The sequence below is a fragment of the Kaistia defluvii genome (assembly GCF_026343955.1).
GTDB lineage: Bacteria > Pseudomonadota > Alphaproteobacteria > Rhizobiales > Kaistiaceae > Kaistia > Kaistia defluvii.
This window is the reverse complement of record NZ_JAPKNI010000006.1, coordinates 225,888-244,415: the sequence shown is the minus strand read 5'-3', so window position 1 is coordinate 244,415 and position 18,528 is coordinate 225,888. Positions and strand designations below refer to the sequence as shown.

General features: G+C 64.6%; 18 protein-coding genes. 10 read left to right on the top strand and 8 right to left on the bottom strand.

Translation table 11 applies throughout. From position 1 onward, the window contains the following. Positions 1–126: 126 nt before the first annotated feature. Both OSH10_RS17145 and OSH10_RS17140 read right to left on the bottom strand, forming a co-directional pair. Positions 127–999: an aldo/keto reductase gene (locus OSH10_RS17145; protein ID WP_266333138.1), complete on the bottom strand. Its 873-nt coding sequence runs from the start codon at positions 997–999 to the stop codon at positions 127–129. A 374-nt stretch (positions 1,000–1,373) separates the two neighbouring features. Beyond that, positions 1,374–2,324, bottom strand: a complete 951-nt coding sequence (locus OSH10_RS17140; protein WP_266333136.1) for a phytanoyl-CoA dioxygenase family protein — start codon at positions 2,322–2,324, stop codon at positions 1,374–1,376. 133 nt (positions 2,325–2,457) lie between these two features. Here OSH10_RS17140 and OSH10_RS17135 point away from each other — a divergent pair, with 133 nt between their 5' ends. After that, positions 2,458–3,324 carry an AraC family transcriptional regulator gene (locus tag OSH10_RS17135; RefSeq protein ID WP_266333135.1) on the top strand — a complete coding sequence of 289 codons (867 nt, stop codon included), beginning with the start codon at positions 2,458–2,460 and terminating at the stop codon, positions 3,322–3,324. 175 nt (positions 3,325–3,499) lie between these two features. Here the strand turns inward: OSH10_RS17135 and OSH10_RS17130 are convergent, their stop codons facing one another. After that, complete coding sequence (locus OSH10_RS17130) at positions 3,500–3,931, bottom strand: YcgN family cysteine cluster protein (protein WP_396309430.1); 432 nt, start codon at positions 3,929–3,931, stop codon at positions 3,500–3,502. Positions 3,932–4,355: 424 nt separating this feature from the next. On the opposite strand from OSH10_RS17130, the gene OSH10_RS17125 reads away from it, so the two are divergent. The 3 genes from OSH10_RS17125 (at position 4,356) to OSH10_RS17115 (ending at position 8,929) form a co-directional block, all read left to right on the top strand. Further along, positions 4,356–6,467, top strand: a complete 2,112-nt coding sequence (locus OSH10_RS17125; RefSeq protein ID WP_266333155.1) for a transglycosylase domain-containing protein — start codon at positions 4,356–4,358, stop codon at positions 6,465–6,467. A gap of 425 nt (positions 6,468–6,892) precedes the next feature. After that, a complete protein-coding gene (locus OSH10_RS17120) occupies positions 6,893–7,609 on the top strand; it encodes an outer membrane protein (RefSeq protein ID WP_266333132.1) in 717 nt (238 codons plus the stop codon). A gap of 171 nt (positions 7,610–7,780) precedes the next feature. Further along, entirely contained in the window at positions 7,781–8,929 is a 1,149-nt protein-coding gene (locus OSH10_RS17115; RefSeq protein WP_266333131.1) for a serine hydrolase domain-containing protein, read from the top strand. Positions 8,930–8,978: 49 nt separating this feature from the next. Here OSH10_RS17115 and OSH10_RS17110 read toward each other — a convergent pair whose 3' ends face one another. After that, entirely contained in the window at positions 8,979–9,431 is a 453-nt protein-coding gene (locus tag OSH10_RS17110) for a PACE efflux transporter (protein WP_266333130.1), read from the bottom strand. A 110-nt stretch (positions 9,432–9,541) separates the two neighbouring features. Here OSH10_RS17110 and OSH10_RS17105 point away from each other — a divergent pair, with 110 nt between their 5' ends. From OSH10_RS17105 to map, 3 genes are all read left to right on the top strand, one after another. Further along, positions 9,542–10,423 carry a LysR family transcriptional regulator gene (locus OSH10_RS17105; protein ID WP_266333129.1) on the top strand — a complete coding sequence of 294 codons (882 nt, stop codon included), beginning with the start codon at positions 9,542–9,544 and terminating at the stop codon, positions 10,421–10,423. 111 nt (positions 10,424–10,534) lie between these two features. Continuing rightward, positions 10,535–10,747, top strand: coding sequence for a ParD-like family protein (locus tag OSH10_RS17100; RefSeq protein ID WP_266333128.1), 213 nt, complete (start codon positions 10,535–10,537; stop codon positions 10,745–10,747). Further along, positions 10,744–11,505 (top strand): type I methionyl aminopeptidase, encoded by a 762-nt coding sequence (gene map / locus OSH10_RS17095; protein WP_266333127.1) that lies wholly within the window; start codon positions 10,744–10,746, stop codon positions 11,503–11,505. The genes OSH10_RS17100 and map overlap by 4 nt, the downstream gene beginning before the upstream one ends. Positions 11,506–11,656: 151 nt before the next feature. Here the strand turns inward: map and OSH10_RS17090 are convergent, their stop codons facing one another. The 3 genes from OSH10_RS17090 to OSH10_RS17080 form a co-directional block, all read right to left on the bottom strand. Further along, the gene (locus OSH10_RS17090) at positions 11,657–12,355 is read right to left on the bottom strand and encodes a DUF2161 domain-containing phosphodiesterase (protein ID WP_266333126.1); all 699 of its coding nucleotides are present in this window, start codon (positions 12,353–12,355) and stop codon (positions 11,657–11,659) included. Between the two features lie 153 nt (positions 12,356–12,508). Continuing rightward, on the bottom strand, positions 12,509–13,036 hold the full coding sequence (locus OSH10_RS17085; protein WP_266333125.1) for a hypothetical protein: 528 nt from the start codon (positions 13,034–13,036) through the stop codon (positions 12,509–12,511). A gap of 24 nt (positions 13,037–13,060) precedes the next feature. After that, on the bottom strand, positions 13,061–15,037 hold the full coding sequence (locus OSH10_RS17080) for an ATP-binding protein (protein WP_266333123.1): 1,977 nt from the start codon (positions 15,035–15,037) through the stop codon (positions 13,061–13,063). Between the two features lie 178 nt (positions 15,038–15,215). Between OSH10_RS17080 and OSH10_RS17075 the strand changes: the two genes are divergently transcribed. Next, a complete protein-coding gene (locus tag OSH10_RS17075) occupies positions 15,216–16,100 on the top strand; it encodes an alpha/beta hydrolase (protein ID WP_266333122.1) in 885 nt (294 codons plus the stop codon). 106 nt (positions 16,101–16,206) lie between these two features. Here OSH10_RS17075 and OSH10_RS17070 read toward each other — a convergent pair whose 3' ends face one another. Further along, on the bottom strand, positions 16,207–17,139 hold the full coding sequence (locus OSH10_RS17070; protein ID WP_266333120.1) for a DMT family transporter: 933 nt from the start codon (positions 17,137–17,139) through the stop codon (positions 16,207–16,209). A 174-nt stretch (positions 17,140–17,313) separates the two neighbouring features. Between OSH10_RS17070 and OSH10_RS17065 the strand changes: the two genes are divergently transcribed. Together OSH10_RS17065 and OSH10_RS17060 are read left to right on the top strand one after the other, a co-directional pair. Continuing rightward, positions 17,314–17,889 carry a DUF1214 domain-containing protein gene (locus OSH10_RS17065; RefSeq protein ID WP_266333118.1) on the top strand — a complete coding sequence of 192 codons (576 nt, stop codon included), beginning with the start codon at positions 17,314–17,316 and terminating at the stop codon, positions 17,887–17,889. After that, the gene (locus tag OSH10_RS17060) at positions 17,886–18,479 is read left to right on the top strand and encodes a DUF1254 domain-containing protein (protein ID WP_266333117.1); all 594 of its coding nucleotides are present in this window, start codon (positions 17,886–17,888) and stop codon (positions 18,477–18,479) included. The genes OSH10_RS17065 and OSH10_RS17060 overlap by 4 nt, the downstream gene beginning before the upstream one ends. The last annotated feature ends 49 nt before the right edge of the window (positions 18,480–18,528 follow it).

Below are 18,528 nucleotides of genomic sequence, written 5' to 3'. Positions count from 1 at the left end.
CGCGGGAGAGGGAGTCCGGCGGCGCTTGTCGCGCTGGCAGTCAAGGAAGAATACCAGCCGAAAAGCCCTCGCCCGCTTCGCGGGAGTGGGTTGGGTGAGGGACTTGCTTGACGCAAAAGCCCCTGGTTACGCCGCGCGGCGGGCTTCGGTGTCGAGGGCGGCAAAATCCTCGTCGGAAAGCTTGATCGAGGCGGCGGCCGTGTTCTCCTCGAGATGCTTGACGCTGCCCGTGCCGGGGATCGGCAGCATCACCTTCGAGCGCTTCAGGAGCCAGGCGAGCGCGATCTGGCCCGGCGTCGCGCCGAGCCTGCCGGCGATCTCGGTCAGCGCCGAGCCCGGGCGAGCCAGATTGCCGGAGGCGAGCGGCGCCCAGGGAATGAAGCCGATATTGTTGGTCTCGGCATAATCGAGCACGGCCTCGCTCTTGCGATCGACGAGGTTGTACTGGTTCTGCACTGTCGTCACGGGGAAGAATTTCTGCGCCGCCTGGATGTCGGCGACGGAGACTTCCGACAGGCCGACATGGCGGATCAGGCCTTCCTTGCGCATGTCGGCGATCACCTGGAACTGCTCGTCCTTGGGCACGCGCGGATCGATCCGGTGCAATTGCCAGAGATCGATGCGGTCGATCTTCAGCCGGCGCAGGCTCATCAGCACGCATTGGCGCAGATATTCCGGTCGTCCCACCACCTGCCAGATGTTCGGGCCATGCCGGGTCAGCGCGCCCTTGGTGGCGATCACGAGGTCCGTGTAGGGATGCAGCACCTCGGCGATCAGGTCTTCGCTGACATAGGGGCCGTAGCTGTCGGCGGTATCGATCAGGTCGATGCCGAGCTCCGGCACGCGCTTCAGCGTCCGTTTCGCCTCGGCGATGTCCTTCGGCTCGCCCCAGATGCCGTCTCCGGTGATCCGCATGGCGCCGAAGCCGAGCCGGTTCACGGCGAGGTCGCCGCCAATCAGAAACTGGCCGGATGCGGCCGCGTTGATGTCGTTGGGCATGGTGTGGTCCTTCGATGAGGAAGCCGGAGCGGACCGCCCATCACGGCACGATCGTCCGACCGGAATCGAAATTCCGCCGCGACGGTCATGCCGGAAGCCGACATTTGGTCGACCACCGCTCTCCACTCGCGACGAATACCCGGGAGGGTTTCGAACAGATGGGCCCGCCGCGACCGGCATCAAAGGGGCACGCCGATCACGGACGCGTGAACAGCGCGGATGAGTGCGTTCGCAAGACCCTCACCCAACCCTCTCCCGCGCGCGCGAGAGGGCTTTCCACCGCGGCCTGCATCGGCGTGGCGCGTGCCCTGGAACAGACACAGGCGAGCCCCCTCTCCCGGCACGGGAGAGGGTCGGGGTGAGGTTTTTTTCCCCTATTCCCGCCAGCTCTTGAGCCCGAGCAGCCTTTCGCCCAGCGGCGAGAGGCTCGCCGTTTCGGCGTTCCGCTTCTCCCAGTCGCGCGGGTCGCCCGGAAAAGCGTCGCGGTGCGGGTGATCGCGTTCGCGCCAGAGCCGGATGCGCTCGGCGCGCTCGGCGAGGTTGGCCTCCTCGGCCGGGTGCATCGAGATGTACTGCGCCATGCGGACGCGGTCGTCCGAATGGTTCGGGCGGACGCCGTGGGCCAGCAGCGAATTGAAGATCAGCAGATCGCCGGCTTCCATCTCGATATTGGTGATGGCGAGGCCCGTCGTGTCGGGATGCATGGGGTCGCGATCGTCCGGCTGGGCCTTTACCCATGCGTCAAAGTTCGCGAACAGCTCGGGGATGCACTGGAAGCCGCCGACATCGCCATCCTGCTTCTTCAGGCTCAGCACGCCCTGCACGCCGATCGGCGGGGGAACGAGCGAGGTATCGGCGTCCCAGTGGATGAAGCCGTTCGGGTTGCCCTTCACCTTCTTCGGCGGGTTCAGATTGGCGCGGTCGATCGTCACCCAGAGGTCCTCGCGGTCCCAGATGTCGACGAAGGCGTCGTAGATCCGCTGCTGTTGGCGATTGTCCCAGAGATACTGGTGATTGTAGATCTCCAGCATGCCGGTGCCGTTCAGCTCCTTCATGATGTGATCGCGGCGCTGCGGCGCATACCAGGTGGCGGGATCGGCCGGGTCCTTCTCGTCGAACTGCCAGAGCAGGTCGACCAGCCGCTCGACATTCTCCTTCGGCACGGCCTGGCGGACGATGACATAGCCGCGCGTGATCCAGTGCTGCCAGTCTTCCGCGCTCAGCACGCGCAAAGGCAGCGTCTTCACGATCTCCTTCAATTGCGTTTCCTGGTGCGTGGTGGGGTGGCTGTCGCGCTTTACGCCGGCATTGGCGGCCATGGACATCGTCTCTCTCCCTGCTCTCCCGCATCCCTCGCGGATGCCTCTGGGGAAAGACTAGCGATCGGCGCTGACGCGTGTTCGCCGATCCCGGCGAAAACTGATACGATTCCGGCGCCGATGAGCCCAAGGGATCCAGATGAAGCCGTTTCTCGAGAGACTGGCGCTGCCGGACGGCACCTCCTGGACGACGCTCAACCGTCGCCTCGACGGCGAGATCCCGTTCCAGTGGCATCATCACCCCGAGTTCGAACTGACGCTGACGCTGAACTCGCGCGGCCAGCGCTTCATCGGCGACCATATCGGCAGCTATGATGATGGCGACCTGGTGCTGGTCGGCCCCAACCTGCCGCATAGCTGGTGCTCGGCCGCCAAGGTCGCGGCCGACGCGCCACATGTGGCGCTGGTGATGTGGTTCCTGCCGCAATGGACGGCGCCTTTGGGCAGTGTGTTTACCGAGCTCCGCGCCGTCGCCGCCATGCTGGCGCGGGCGAAGACGGGCCTGAAGTTCTCCGACGCCGCCGCAGCCGGGGCGAGGCCGCTGATCGAGGCGCTGTTCGCGCTGCCGCCGGACGAGCGACTGATCCAGCTCCTGCACGTGCTGGCGCGGCTTGCCCGCGACACCGACGCCGTGCCGCTGGCCTCCCCCCTGGCGATAGCCGCCGACAGGCCGATGGATCGCGGCCGGATCGACCGCGTGCTCGACCATGTGCATCGGCATTTCGCCGAGCGGCTGACGCTGGACGGCCTCGCCGACATCTCCGCGCTGAGCCCGTCCGGGCTGCACCGGCTGTTCCTGCGTCATACCGGCCAGAGCGTGACGGGCTATCTGGCGCGCCTGCGCATCGGCGCCGCCTGCGCGCTGCTCTCGGGCGGGACGCGGCCGATCGCCATGATCGCCGACGAGGTCGGCTACGACTCGCTCGCCAACTTCAACCGCCAGTTCAAGGCGCAGCGCGGCCTGACGCCGAGGCAGTACCGGCAGAGGTTTCGGATGGGTGGGTAAGGCACGCTCGCCGTCATCCTCGCGAAGGCGAGGATCCATGCATCCGTGACATGGGGGGGGCGCCGCGAGAAAGGCAACCGACACCCCTTCACCTCTCCCTTGAGGCGAAGAGGTGAAGAAAGCGAGCCCTCGTCCGCGCGGGATAGGGGGGTGAGGGTCTGCCGGAAAGCTCCCCCTACCCCTCCGGCTTCTCCGTCTCCGGGATCTGGCCCGGCCATTCGACGATGAATTCCTCATATTCCTCGACCGGGATATCGCTCTCGCTCACCGTGCGGCCGGAGGTCGAGATGCCGGCGTCGTGCACCGTCTCCGGGTCGCCCGAGACCAGCGGATGCCACCAGTAGAGGTCGCGGCCCTCGGCGATCAGCCGGTAGCCGCAGGTCGGCGGCAGCCAGGTCAGCGTGCGCACCGTCTTGGGGTCGAGCGGGATGCAATCGGGCACGAAATCATGCCGGTTGGGATAATCCCGGCAGCGGCACGTATCCTCGTCCAGCAATTCGCAGGCGATGGCCGTCCAGACGATCTCGCCGGTGTCCCAGTCCTCCAGCTTGTTGAGGCAGCAGCGGGCGCACCCGTCGCAGAGCGATTCCCATTGCGTCGGGTTCATCTCCTCCAGGGTCAGGCGCTTCCAGAACGGCGCTTCCTCGGTCGCGGGCGCGGATACCAGGGCGGCATCCTGTTGCGCGGAGGCCGCAGCGTCGCGTGCGTCCTTTCCTTGCAAGGGCATGGAGATTGCGTATCCTTTGTCGATCGGCGAAAACCGGCCAGGGCTGGAGGCGGTCTGTTCACCGGGCATTCCGAATGGCGCTATATAGTGCCGGAATGTGATGTTTCGACCGCCTTTTAGAACCATTCGACCTCTATTGGAACAGCCCTTGCGCAAGCTTCAGCATCGTATCGCGGCATGGATCGGCGGCTGGAAGCCCAGCGCGAACCGCCCGGCGGATACGGCTGGCGATCCGGCCTCCCCGGTGGAGAAGGCAGCGCCCGAAGAAGCGCAGACAGGCCCCGCGCGGGCGAAATCGCCCCGGCTGCGGCTGATCGAGATCGACGCCTTCATCGATTCCGCGCTCTACCGGATCTGGACCGGGCTGAAGGACGGCGCCGAGGCGCTGTCGCGCTTTGCCCGCCGCTTCCGCATGACCGGCTGGCGCCGCGCCCCATTCGAGATCCTGGGCGACGGGCTGACCATGGCGGTCGGCGGCGGCCTCGTCATGCTGACGCTCGCCTTGCCGGCCTTCGACGCCACCAAGCAGGACTGGCTGGCGCAATCGGACTATTCCGTCACCTTCCTCGACCGCTACGGCGCCGAGATCGGCAAGCGCGGCGTGCGCCATTCGGATTCGGTGCCGCTGGAAGAGATGCCCGATAGCCTGATCAAGGCGACGCTCGCCACCGAGGACCGGCGCTTCTACACGCATTTCGGCATCGACATCATCGGCACGGGGCGCGCGCTGATGGAAAACCTGCGCAATGACGCGGTGCGCCAGGGCGGCTCGTCGATCACCCAGCAGCTGGCCAAGAACCTGTTCCTGTCGAACGAGCGCACGCTCGACCGCAAGATCAAGGAAGCGTTCCTCGCGCTCTATCTCGAGAGCAACCTCTCCAAGCACGACATCCTGCAGCTCTATCTCGACCGCGCCTATATGGGCGGCGGCAATTTCGGCGCGGCGGCGGCGGCCGAGTTCTATTTCGGCAAGAAGGTGACCGACATCAACCTGGCCGAGGCGGCGATGCTGTCCGGGCTCTACAAGGCCCCTGCCCGCTATGCGCCGCACATCAACCTGCCGGCGGCGCGCGCCCGCGCCAACGACGTGCTCACCAACATGGTGCAGGCCGGCTTCATGACCGAGGGCCAGGTGATGGGCGCGCGGCGCAAGCCGGCGGACGTCGTGCGCAAGGCGGCCGATACCGCGCCCGACTATTTCCTCGACTGGGCCTTCGACGAGGTCAAGAAGCAGGTGCCGGATGGCGACCGCAGCCTGATCGTCCGCTCGACGGTCGACATGAACCTGCAGAAGGCGGCCGACGAGGCGATCGAGGGATCGCTGCGCGATTCCGGCGAGCGCTACCGCGTGAGCCAGGCAGCGATGGTCGTGGCCGAGCCGGACGGCGCGGTGCGCGCCCTGGTCGGCGGCCGCGATTATGGCGAGAGCCAGTTCAACCGCGCCACCGACGCGCTGCGCCAGCCGGGCTCGTCGTTCAAGCCCTTCGTCTACACGGCGGCGCTGCAGCACGGCTACACGCCGAAGAGCATCGTGGTCGACGCGCCGATCTCGATCGGCAACTGGTCGCCGAAGAATTATGGCGGCCGCTACATGGGCTCGATCCAGCTCACCACGGCGCTGATCCATTCGCTGAACACGGTGGCGGTGCGGCTGGCCGGCGCGGTCGGCCGGCCGGCGATCATCGACCTCGCCCACCGCATGGGCATCACCACCAACATCATCAATTCGAAGTCGCTGCCGCTCGGCGCGACCGATGTGCGCGTGCTCGACATGACCGGCGCCTATGCCGTGTTCGCCAATGGCGGCCTCAAGGCGACGCCCTATGCCTTCACGCAGATCCTCAACAGCCAGGGCCAGGTGGTTTTCGACCGCAAGCGCGACGTGCCGCCGCCCGAGCGCGTGCTCGACGAGAAGACCGTCGGCATGATGGACTACATGCTGGGCCAGGTGCCGGAGCGCGGCACCGGCCGCGCCGCCAAGCTGCAGGGCATCAAGACCGCCGGCAAGACCGGCACCACCAATGCCTATCGCGACGCCTGGTTCATGGGCTTCACCGGCAATTATGTCGGCGGCGTCTGGTTCGGCAATGACGACTTCACCTCGACCAACAAGATGACGGGCGGGTCGCTGCCGGCGCAGACCTGGAACCGGGTGATGACCTATGCCCATAACGGCATCGAGCTGAAGCCCATCCCCTATATCGATGAGCCGGCCTCGGACGGTCCGCGCCCTGCCCCGGCGGTCGCCAGCACCGACGCGGACCAGCGCCCGCTGTCGCTCTCGGCGCGCACGACCGAGCGGCTCATCGCACTCGAGAAGCTGCTGGAGACGGCACCGCCCCTGAAGCCGCTCAATGCCGTCTCGTTCGATTCCGGCGAGACGATCCGCGCCGCGGCGCTGGAAGGCACGCCTTAGGGGCCGTCCATTACCGGCTGGTCGAAAAACGCCTGTGTCGCTTCGGCAACTGGCGCCGTCATCGCAGCGCGATACGACAGGCGCGCTGGAAGCTTCGTCGCAGACGCGCTCCTCGCCGCGGCACGGGAGCCGGTCCCTCATGGTCGCCCCCTCCCGATCGGCTCCGGGAGCCACCCCGCTGCCTGCAACAGGAGCGGCATCGCGGATGATCCAGAACATCCACGAAATGGATCTAATTTTGAAACAATTACATGCTCGCCTCAAAGTAAACACAAATATAAAAGTCTCGTTAACAGCAACAGATCACCCTCATCACACATATTACGCAGCGAACTGAATATAATATTTCATGTTTGTTGCCATGCCGCTACACACCCGGATGCCAACTGGATATAAGCTATAGGCCGGACAGTATGGAGGGCGACATGAGGGATACGCGATTTGTCATAGCGCTTGGGCTCGGAATGACGCTGGGGCTCGCAGGAGCAGCGAACGGGGCTGACCTTACCTTCGAGCCCGCTGCCGCGCCCGAGCCCGCCTTCACCTGGACCGGCCTCTATATCGGCGCCCATGGCGGCTATGCCTGGTCGGACGTCTCGAACGCCGGGATCAATGCCTATGGCGGCCTGAAGCCCGATGGCTGGTTCGGCGGCGGCCAGGCCGGCTACAACTACCAGTTCGCGAACCAGTTCGTGCTCGGCATCGAGGCCGACGTCTCGTTCGGCGACCAGAAGGACAGCCTCTCGGCTGTGATCGGTGACCCGCTGGAAAATGCGGTCACGCTCGACTACGCGACCAAGATCGACACCTTCGGCACCGTGCGCGCCCGCGCCGGCTATGCGTTCGACCGCTTCCTGCCTTACGTCACCGGCGGCCTGGCCTGGGCCAATGCCGAACTCGACTTCCACAATCAGATCATCGCGGACGGCAATGTCGCGGTCGACCTCAGCGCGTCCGACAAGCAGACCCTTACCGGCTGGACGATCGGCGCCGGCCTGGAATACGCGATAACCAACAACGTCACGGCCAAGGTCGAATATCTCTATGCCGATCTCGGCTCGAAGGATTTCGACCTGGGAACGCCGGTCTCCACCGACATCACCATGCAAACGGTCAAGATCGGCCTGAACTACAAGTTCTGATCGCCGTACGGGATCGAAAATCCGAAAGCTCCCGCGCCATCCTGGCCGGGGGCTTTTTTTTGTTGACCCGCACTGGCCGGACAAGTGGCCCTAAAATCAGACACGGCATACTTGCGCCCGACCGGAATCCCAATTCATTCTGTTGCCCCTGCATCTTGCCCGGAGCACTCCATGACTGTCGCCGCCGTCGATACCGCCGCCTCCGCCGCCCAGGAGAAGCGCGCCGCGCGTCTCGACGCGGTCATCGACTCGGCGATCCGGGACGGCGTGATCGTCGGCGCCGTGGTGCTGGTGGCCGAGGACGGCAAGTTGGCCTACCGGCGCACGGCCGGCCATGCCGACCGGGAAGCCGGACGCCGCACCACGGAAGACACGATCTTTCGCCTCGCCTCCGTCACCAAGCCGCTCGTCGCCGCCGCCGCGCTGTCACTGGCCGAAGCCGGCGTGATCGGGCTCGACGACCCGGTGACGCGCTTCCTGCCCGATTTCCGGCCGAAGCTTGCCGATGGCAGCAAACCGGTGATCACTATCCGTCACCTGCTCACCCACACCAGCGGCCTGATCTACGGCTATCCCAAGGAAGCCGGCATATCGGAAGGGCTCGACCAGCCCGGTCGCGGCATGGACGAAAACCTGGCGAAGATCGCCGCGCAGCCGCTCGCCTTCGCGCCCGGCACGTCCTGGTATTATTCCGTCGGCATCGACGTTCTGGGCGGGCTGCTCGAAAAGGCGACCGGCCAGAGCCTGCCCGATATCGTCGCCAGCCAGGTGACGAAGCCGCTCGGCCTTGCCGACACCGGCTTCCTGCCCAGCGATCCCGCCCGGCTTGCCGTTGCCTATGCCGATGGCGATCCGCGCCCGACGCCGATGGCCGACCACCAGGCGGTGACGGGCCTGGCGATCGAGGGCACGATCCATTTCGCGCCGAACCGCAATTTCGATCCGAACTCGTTCCCCTCGGGCGGCGCCGGCATGTTCGGCACGGCGGGCGACTTCCTGACCTTCCTCGAAGCGATGCGCAAGGGCGGCGCGCCGGTGCTTTCGGCGGAAAGCCTGGCGCTCTTGTCGCAGAACGCGATCGGTTCGTTCGATACCGGCGTGGCAGGGCGCGGCTTCAGTCTCGGCTGGTCGATCACCCATGATCCGGCCGCCGGCGCCTCGCCCTTCTCGCCCGGCACCTGGCAATGGGGCGGCGTCTACGGCCATTCCTGGTTCGTCGATCCCGTCCGCAGGCTGTCGGTGGTGTCGTTCTCGAACACGGCCTTCGCCGGCGTCGCCGGCCCCTACCCCGAAGCCATCAAGGCCGCCGTTTACGGATAAGTGCGTTCGCCGCGCTCCTTACCTCTCCCTCAGGGAGAGGTGAAGAGTCTCAAGCGGCGGCTTCGGCATCCTCGCCAAAGCCCTTGGTGACCGCGTCGGGCAGGCCGAATAGTCCGTCGAACGCCCAGTTGAACACGAACATGTAGACCGGGAAGAACACGATCAGCGCCGTATCGAGGATCAGCGCGTCGAGCAGCGACATCTCCATCCACCACGCCATCAGCGGGATGAGGAACACCAGCAGCGTCACCTGGAAGCCGAGCGCATGCAGCACGCGGCGGCCGAAGGAGCGCGACCGCGCCGGGCGCGACGCCTCCCAGCGCTCGAACAGGCTCGTATAGGCAAGGTTGACCGTGATCGCGAGCGCCGAGGTCATCACCGCGAGCGGGCCGGTATGCGAGGGCGCGGTGCCGGAGAGATAGGCAAGGATCAGCGCCGATATGAGGATCCCGGTCACCTCGAATGTCGAGATATAGACCACCCTGCGAAGAACACCCTGCACCGAAAAACCCTCTTGGCTAGCGCCGGACCGACCGGCTGGAGGCGGGCTTATAGGCGCTTTCGCAGATAGAAAAAGTTGCCATCTGTCAATTCGCCTGATAGATCGCGGCCATGACGTTTTCCAGTGACAGCATCGCGCTCTTCCTGGCGGTGATCGACCACGGCTCGTTCTCCGCCGCCGCGCGGGCGCTGCGCCGCGTGCCCTCCGCCGTCAGCATGGGCATCGGCCATCTCGAGGCCGAGCTCGGCTATGCGCTGTTCGAGCGGCGCGCCCGGCAGGTCTTCCCCACCGCCGCGGCGCAGGCCCTGCTGCCGCAGGCGCGGCTGATCGCCGAGCAGCTGAAGCAGATCGACGCCCATGCCGCCGGGCTCTCGGAAGGGCTGGAGACCCGACTCTCGATCGGCATCGGCGCGGAAATCGACAGCGCCCGCCTGATGCAGGCGATTTCCGCCGTCGCCCGGCACTATCCGCTGCTGGCGATCGAGGTGGTCGCCGCGCCGCATGACGACATCATCCGCCAGATGCGCCGCGCCGAGATCGACCTCTGCGTCGCCTATGGCGAGCTGGAGACCAGTTTGCAGGAGGATTTCCAGTTCGTCGGCACGGAAACGCTGGTCGCCGTCGTCTCGGCGCATCACGAGTCCGAGCTGCTGGCGGCGGAAACCCTGCGGCTCGACGACCTGTTCCAGCACCGCCAGATCGTCATCGCCAGCCGCGAGCTGCCGCTCTCCAATTTCCGCCAGCTGATCGCGCCCACCTTTTGGCGCACCGACAATCTCGCGACCGCCGTCAACATGGTGAAATCCGGCCTCGGCTGGGCCAACCTGCCGCTCGCCATCGCCGAGCCGCTGCGCCGTGACGGCAGCGTGCGCATCCTGCCCTTCAGCAATGTCACCAACGGCCTGAAGTTGCCGCTCTATGCCCGCTGGATGAAGCAGAACCCGCCCGGCAAGGCGGGCCAGGAACTGCTTTCTCTGCTGAAGGCCCGCTGATCGCCGCCGCCCCTCGCCCTCGCAAAACGCTCCCGTGCCCCCACCCCCGGCTTGGCAAGGACGAGCCGCCTCTATATACGCTCCATAAATGGATCATATACGGAGCATGTCATGGGCATCGTGAACATCGACGACGACCTGCACGAGCAATTGCGCCGGGCCAGCAAGGTGTCGCTGCGCTCGATAAACGCCCAGGCCGCCTACTGGATCAAGATCGGCATGCTCTGCGAGACCAACCCGACGCTGACCTTCACCGAGATCATGGAGCGCGAGCTCGCCTCGGCCGGCGTCTCGGCCGCGTCGCTTTCCGCGAGCGCCGCATGACCGAGGACCCGCAGGAACTGGCGCTGATGGCGCAATCCGGCCGGCTGCTGGCCTCCGTCTTCGAGAGGCTCGACCGCACACCGCTCCTCGGCCAGTCGACGCTCGCGATCAACGACCAGGTCGAGCGCTTCATCGTCGACGAGCTCCAGGCCCGCCCCGCCAGCAAGGGCCAGTACGGCTTCGGCTTCGTGCTGAATGCGTCGATCAACGACGTCGTCTGCCACGGCATCCCCTCCATGTCGGACGTGCTGCGCGACGGCGACATCGTCAATTTCGACATCACGCTGGAGAAGAACGGCTTTATCGCCGATTCCAGCAAGACCTACCTCGTCGGCACGGTGAACCCGGCCGCGCGCAACCTGGTCCAGACCACCTATGAGGCGCTGTGGATGGGCATCAAGGCGGTGCGCCCCGGCGCGAAACTCGGCGATATCGGCTTCGCGATCGAGCGCCACGCCAAGCGCAACGGCTATTCGGTGGTGCATGATTATTGCGGCCACGGCATCGGCCGCGAGATGCACGAGGACCCGCAGATCCTGCATTTCGGCAAGCCCGGCACCGGGCTGACGATGCGCGAGGGCATGGTGTTCACCATCGAGCCGATGCTCAATCGCGGCCGCCGCGCCGTGACGACGCAGGAGGATGGCTGGACGGTGGTGACGAAGGACGGCTCGCTCTCGGCCCAGTTCGAGCACACCGTCGCCGTCACCGCCTCCGGCGTCTCGGTGCTGACCCGCCGGGCCGACGAGCGCGGCTAGAGCATTTTTCCCAACGAAGCGGATGCCGGTTCGCGCGAAAAACGGGACCCGACGAGAATTTGGACGCTTTCCCTGTTTCAGCGAAACGCTGAATGGCTCCTGCCACGGCCGGCAACGGGCCCGCCGCGCCCCACCCTCGCGTGCGCCGGCGTCACTCCGCCGCCGGCGCGGCGACCGGTTCGCGGGCCTGCGCCTCGGCCGGTTCCTCCGGCGCGGGCGCCACGGCGGCGCGGCCGCGCTCGGTCAGCTCGTAAATCCCCCGGCTCTTGCGCTGGAACCAGCCATAGACGTTGCTCTGCAGGATCCCGGGCGCCCGCGCCACCAGCGCCTTCAGCTGCTTCGGGCTTTGCGGCCCGGAAAGCAGCGCCGTGGCGCAGATCCGGCAATCCTGCCGGTAGGCGGTCATGATCGGCTTGCCGCGCCCGCCGCCCACCTGCGGATCGCCGACCCGGCGCTTGTGCTCGGCAAGCAGGCGCGAGCGCCGCTTGGGATCGCGGCGCGGCAGGGCCGCGAAGGGTTCGATGATGACGTCGACCGCGCCGGAGGCGGAAACCGCGATCATGCCGAAGCCGAGCCGCCGGCAGAGATTGCGGAAGCGCGCATCATGCTCGCGCCCCTTGCCCTTGGAGGCGCGCGCCGCGAGCCAGACCTCGTCCGAGATCGCCGCCCGGTTGACGCCCTGCAGCACCAGTTCGAGGTTGAAGGAAAGCTTCATCTCGCAGACGACGAGGACAGCCGGCTCGCCCTCCCGCACGCCGACGAGATCGCACCCCTGCACCTCGCCCTTCACGGCATACCCGGCGCCCTCGAGGAAGGCTTTTATAGGAAGATAGAGGTCGGTTTCTGCCATGCGTGCTGTCGGGGTTCCGGTGTGCTCCGGTGGGTTTAGCTGAGTCTGGGGGGCTGCGGGAGGATGAGAGTGGCGCGCCTTAGCGCGAGCACAGCCAAATCAGATGTGGTGCGCTTGAGGAGAGGTCGTCGCCCTGGCGGAGGACCAAAGCTCCTAGGAAGGCCCTTGGGTGCCTTTCTCTATTGCATCTAGAGCCGTCTCGAATCCGTTCCGCAGGAAAGTCGTGAGGTCGTCATTGGTCGATCCTCCCTTAAAAACGGTGCAACGCACGACGGCCGGTCGACGAAAATCCAACTGCAAAAAAACTCCGACTGAATATACGTAACCCTGATCAGGATGAGTGAGCCCTTCGAGCTTCATAATATCGTCTTCGAACTGATCATTGTCGGCAAGCTTCAGCTCTATCGCCATGAGATTCGTCAGGCGCTCACCCATCATGTGCACGAGAATGTCAGGCTCGATATTCTTATAAGACCCTCCGGACCGCTGCAGACGCTTCACAGTATCGCCATGGCGATTATACTCCGTATCTACATCCCATTGAGGGAAATAGCGGGCGAGGTTTACCGCGATCCTATGCATAATCGGTCGCTCTCGAACATTGAGGCGACCGAGCCGTTCATCTGCTAGGAGTGGCATCGTTGAGTCTACCAGACCAGCCAAAATTTCATGGTCTTCCATAGGCGCTTCATCGGCTCGACATTGTTAAATCTTTAGCTGCTTAAAGAAAGCCTCATTTCTTAGCCGAGCGTCCTTTAGTACATACTTATAGCTAAGCGCTTGGACGAAGGCCCGGTAATCCGAATTGTAGCCATAGAACCCGCCCCCGCCGGGCAACGGCACATTGATTTGTGCGAGTCTGAGCCACTTACGCATATTCGGGGTAAAATCAGCGATGATGTAACAGAAAAAGGGAGTGTCGGCCGTAACCTCCTGGATTTGTCCGCCATCCTTGTCGAGGATTTTACCATTCTGAAGATCCTCGATGTAGCTGTAGATTTGAACGAAGGGGTTTTCCTCCTCGTCATAATCAGTTCGGACAGGTTTTTTGAATTCCACGATGACAACAGGCTGGTCAGTGCCTGGACGATGGTAGGCGGACCTGCCCGCAAACAATAGAACATCCGGTCGATCTGACGATACATTCTCACTGACAATCTTTTTAAGTGCTTTGTCGGAAGCCCAATATTCGTAGTACGTTAGCTTGTCGTCCACAATCCAAAGATTGTGCTTATCGACGCTGACGTCTTTATTGGTGACACGCATCGGAACAATGAAACTGTGCAATGCCTCTTCGGAGTAATGCTTCATCGTTCCATCTGGTTTGTACTGAAGCCGCTTCTCCAGTAGATCCAGAACGATTTTTCGACGGACTGTATAGTCCGCAAGCACAGAGAACTCATGCTCCGTCAGGCGGCCCAACAACTCTGCCACCCCGGTCTCTACGGGGTCCTCTTCCTTTGGCTCCGTCCTAGAAAGAACTTCAACTTTGCGTTCGATATCCCTGTTGTCGCGGTAGTCCAGTACAGCTAGCTGCTGATAAATCTGCTCAGCTGTGCGGAAGTTTCGGGGGACGCTCGACACGACGAACTCTTTCGGATCGTCCACGAGATACGCGTACCGCGGGTACTTCTTAATGACCGATTTTGTGATATCGGCCTGCTTTTGAATCACACGCTCTATCGATGTGGCGAGCACTTGACGGATCGCGTCAAAGGTCTGCCGCTTAATGGTTTCGAGCAGTTCCGCGTCCAGATCAAATGCGGTACGCTCCGAATTGACGGAGTCATCGAAGATCTTCCCTGAGAGAACGCCTGCATAGGCATAAGAAAGCTTTTCACGGTCGATGTAGGTGACGAGGCCCAACGCAAGCCCGATATCGAACTCGGTAACCACCCGACCATGAGCAGCAAGATAGATCTTGTGAGCGGCCTTGCCCTCCACCACGGACTTTTCAAGAAGGTTGTGCTCGAGTTTCAAGGAGATATCGTCGTTGATCGCGAGGGGTATGGCGCTAAGAGCCAGTTCCTTCTCCTTCAGATACGCACCCAATTCAATCGACTCTGCGGCACCTTCGATTGTAATTTTCGGACGCACCGAAGAAATTAAATACGGAAGGAAATGAGCGACGACTTTTCGTACTGTCGTGTCAAATTTGGTTGGAAAATGCTTAGCATAAGCGGACTTCATCCGCCGAAGAACCACTATCGTTCCCGGGTCTACACCTTTTATCTCGGAAACTACGTAGTCTGACAGAGGCGCTTCATTATTGAGGACGAGCGTGAACGAACGCTGGTATAGCTTATTGTCCTGTTCGAATACACTGGTGACGTGTGCTTCGGCAAAGACTTTTAGCCAAGATAGACGGCCCAACCCTTTTCCGCCGCGCGTCACCTTATGATCGCTGTCATAAGTCATGAACGAGTTGAAATTGTCTTTGTTCAGGCCGACTCCGTTGTCTCGGATCTCAATAGAGGGATTGTTTGAGTCAGGATCTATTAGGGAGATATAGATCTCCCCCAACTCCGCCCACTTCGCGTCGTAACGATCTTGAATGGCATGGAGTGAATTGTAGATGGCTTCCCACAGCGGCAATAGAGAATTTGAGGGCGTCGAAGTCCCGAGGACGTAGTTTTGAACCCTTCGAACCAGATTCGCCTGAAATGTCGTCTCTTCGGCCATAGTTGCACCCCCAACAAATACAAATCAGATGTGGCGAATTTTGCCAAGGTATGTCTTGGCTTGCGTAAACAGAAGGCTACCGAGACAAGGTACGAAAGTCTTGGGCAGGGTGTCAGAGTTGACTAAGACGACCGAGGCCTAGCGGTCGCGGTATCGAGCTTGACCCGAGGACACGAAAATGACGGATACGGAAATCGCTGCCGTTCGCGCCCTGCTGGCGGCGGGGGAGCGGCCGGCGGATCTGGCTGGGCGGCGGGCGCGGCTGGATGGGTTGACGGCGCGCTACGACATGCCGGCGGATGTCGTCGTCGAGCCGGTGGATGCGGACGGGGTGAAGGCGGAATGGACGTCGACGCCCGCTGCCGATCCGACCCGCGTCATCCTGTTCCTGCATGGCGGCGGCTATGTCGCGGGATCGATCCGCAGCCATCGGCACATGCTGGCGCAGGCCGGGCGGGAAGCAGGCACGCGCACGCTGGCGCTGGACTATCGCCTGGCGCCGGAGAATCCCTTTCCGGCGGCGCTGGAAGATGCGCTGACCGGCTATCGCTTCCTGCTGGCGCAGGGGTTCCTGCCACAAAACATCGTGCTGGCCGGCGAGAGCGCCGGCGGCGGGCTGGCGATCGCGACGCTGGTTTCCCTGCGCGATGCGGGCACGCCCCTGCCCGCCTGCGCGTGGTGCGCCTCGCCCTGGGTGGATCTCGAAATGTCCGGGGCCACGATGGAGAGCAAGGCGGCGGTCGACCCGCTGATCCAGCGGTCCTATCTGCAGGAACTGGCGACCGCCTATCTCAACGGCGCCGACCCACGCAATCCGCTGGTTTCACCGATCCATGCGGACCTCGAGGGAATGCCGCCGCTGCTGATCCAGGTCGGGTCCGACGAGACGCTGCTCGATGACGCGATCCGGCTGGCCGGCGTCGCGGCTTCCGCCGATGTGCGAACCAGCCTGCAGGTCTGGCCGCAGATGATCCACGCCTGGCACCTGTTTTATGCGCAGCTTGGCGACGGCCGCCGCTCGCTGGCCGAGATGGGTGCCTTCGTGCGCGCCGTGCTGGGCTGAGGGCGGGATCGGTTCCTCTCGGGCCTTCTAGAGGAAGACAGGACCCTCACCCCCGCCCTCTCCCACTGCGTGGGCGAGGGAGCGGACGGAGCGTGCCGCCTGTTCCTCAGGCGGGTTCGACGGCGGTCCGCGCTTTTACCCACCGCCAAACCCGGCCATCAAACGCCAGGAGCCCCCCGCCGATCAGAGCCATGCCTGCAAAATGCTTGGGCGCCAGGGTTTCGCCGAGTACCAGCGTGCCGAGCAGGATCGCCGAGACCGGGACCAGCAGCGTGACCAGCGAGGTGTTGGTCGCCCCGGCGCGGGCGAGCAGGCGGAAGAAGATCCAGTAGCCGAGCGCCGTCGAGAGCGCCGCGAGGCCGAGGATCGCGCCCCAGACCGGCCAGCCGGGCATCGGCAGGTTCCAGGGCCGGTCGAAGACGAGCGCCAGCGGCACCATCATCGTCGTCGCGGCGATCATCTGCCCCGTCGCCGCCGTCATCGGCGCGACGCCGAGGCGCGGCAGATGCCGCCCCAGCGCGCCGGAAAAGCCGTAGCTGAGGGTCGCCAGCAGAATCGCGAATTCACCGAGCCCGTGCGAACCAAGATTTTGGAAGACAGACGGGCCGATCAGCACGGCGACGCCGAGAACGCCGATGGCGATGCCGGCGAGCTTCGTCGCCGTCAGTTTTTCGTCGCGGGTGAGGAAATGGACCAACAGCGCGGTCCAGAACGGCGTGGTGGCGTTGAGGACCGCGGCAAGGCCGCTCGGCACCTGTTGCTGGCCCCAGACGATCAGCGAGAACGGGATGACGTTGTTGATCAGGCCCATGCCGAACAACACGCGCCAAACCCGCCAATGGCCGGGCAGCGCCTGTTTCGTCAGGCGCAGCAGGCTGACGAGAATCAGCGCGCCGAGGCCGACGCGCAGCGACACGAGGGTGAAGGGCGGCAGCGCGCGGCCGGCGACCGAATTGAAGAAGAACGAGCCGCCCCAGAGCGCCGAGAGCGTCGCGAGCAGCGCCCAGTCGCCCCGCGTCATCGTCTGGCGGATCGCCATCGTCATCCTCGCTGCCGCGATTGGAAACACCGCCCTGCTCTGCCCGTCCGGCCGGCGGCCGGCAAGCCGTTTCTTGCGTTTGTAGGCGAAGAGGCGGGGGCTGGCGCATCAACCGCGCTATCGCGCGCCGCCTGCCCGCGCTATCTTCGCCACGCTCCGCTTCGAGGCCCGTTCTTGCGACTACTCATCAACATCGCGATCGCCATTGCCGTCGCCCTGATCGTCGGGTTCGGATCCGCGGCCCTCGTGCTCGACCGCGAAAGGCTTTTTGGCGCGGTGACGCGCGGGGCCTGGACGGCCTGGCCGGATACGGGCAGCCCGGACGCCGATCCCTATACGGAGGCGATGCTGGCGCGCACCGGCGAGGTGCCGCTCGGCGCCGGCGAAGGGCTCGCCTTCTCGGCCGATGCCGACAGCGCGGGGGCGCGGCTGCGCGGCGAATGCAGCTACCGCGTCACCGGGCAGACGCCGCCGGCGCGGCTCTGGACGCTGACGGTCTATGATGCCGACGGCCATCTGATGGACAATCCCGCGAACCGGACGGCGTTTCACTCGCGCGAGGTGCTGCGCCACGAGGACGGCAGCTTCACGGTGGCCGTGTCGCGCTCGGCCCAGCCGGGGAACTGGCTGCCGGTGACGACGCCCGACGCGATCCGGCTGATCCTGCGGCTCTACGATACGCCGCTCGCCGGCGGGTCGCGCATCGGCGCCGTGGTCATGCCGGCGATCGAGAAGGTCGGCTGCCCATGATCCGGACGCTGTTCTACGTGCTGGGCGGCGTGCTGCTCGGCGGCATCATCCACATCGCCATCATCCTGCTGCTGCCGGATTTCGCCAATCGCGACGCCTGGACCTCGCTCGGCCGGTTCGGGCCGGACGGCGCCTTCCACCGGCTGCCCATGTCGGAGCCGGGCACGGAGCCGCTGCCCTATCTCGACCCGCAAATGGCCTATGCCGCCTGCCGCTTCTCGCTCGATGGCGGGCCGATCCGCATCAAGGCGGCGATGCCGGAGGACTTCTGGTCGATCGCGGTGTTCAACCGGCGCGGAAGCAATGTCTACAGCCTGAACGACCGCTCGGCCGAACGCGCCGACATCGATCTGGTGATCGCGACGCCGGTGCAGATGGCGCAACTGCGCGAAAATCCGATCGCGGCGCTCGACCAGTCGATCGTGATCGAGGTGCCGGTGACGCGCGGCTTCGCGCTGATCCGCAGCTTCGTCGCCGACCCGACCCTGGTCGGTCGCGCGGAAGCCCTGCTCGGCGCTGCCGATTGCTCGGCCGAACTGCCCTCCGCCGATGCCCCGCCCGCCGTCGATCCCGGCGACGAGAAGCGCTGACGGTTCCTCCCCTGCCGGGCCGCGCCTTGCCGACGCGATCCGGTTTCGT